Origin of the sequence: Klebsiella sp. MS 92-3 (genome assembly GCF_000195655.1) — a bacterium.
Taxonomy (GTDB): Bacteria; Pseudomonadota; Gammaproteobacteria; order Enterobacterales; family Enterobacteriaceae; genus Klebsiella; species Klebsiella pneumoniae.
This window is the reverse complement of the sequence record NZ_GL882709.1, coordinates 49,340-49,853: the sequence shown is the minus strand read 5'-3', so window position 1 is coordinate 49,853 and position 514 is coordinate 49,340. Positions and strand designations below refer to the sequence as shown.

At 51.9% G+C, this 514-nt stretch carries 2 tRNA genes; both read left to right on the top strand.

The annotated features are described in order from the left end of the window. The first annotated feature begins 53 nt into the window (after positions 1-53). A tRNA-Lys gene (locus HMPREF9538_RS26085) sits at positions 54-129 on the top strand. 146 nt (positions 130-275) lie between these two features. Continuing rightward, a tRNA-Lys gene (locus HMPREF9538_RS26090) sits at positions 276-351 on the top strand. Positions 352-514: the final 163 nt, after the last annotated feature.

Here is a 514-nt window from a genome sequence, read left to right as displayed (position 1 = left end):
CCTCCCTTACAAGGAGGGGGTCGGCGGTTCGATCCCGTCATCACCCACCACTCGGGTCGTTAGCTCAGTTGGTAGAGCAGTTGACTTTTAATCAATTGGTCGCAGGTTCGAATCCTGCACGACCCACCAATTTCAGCATTTAACTCAGATGCTGAACGTGAAGGATAACGTTGCGTCAGCAACGGCCCGAAGGGCGAGGCAAAGCCGAGTCATCCTGCACGACCTACCAATTTCTGAATTGGTGTCGAGTGAAATTATTCAGGTAGTACCAGAGCGGGTCGTTAGCTCAGTTGGTAGAGCAGTTGACTTTTAATCAATTGGTCGCAGGTTCGAATCCTGCACGACCCACCAATTTCAGCATTTAACTCAGATGCTGAACGTGAAGGATAACGTTGCGACAGCAACGGCCCGAAGGGCGAGGCGAAGTCGAGTCATCCTGCACGACCCACCATCCTGAATGATGGCAGCAGTAAAATCCCGCAAGGGGTCGTTAGCTCAGTTGGTAGAGCAGTTG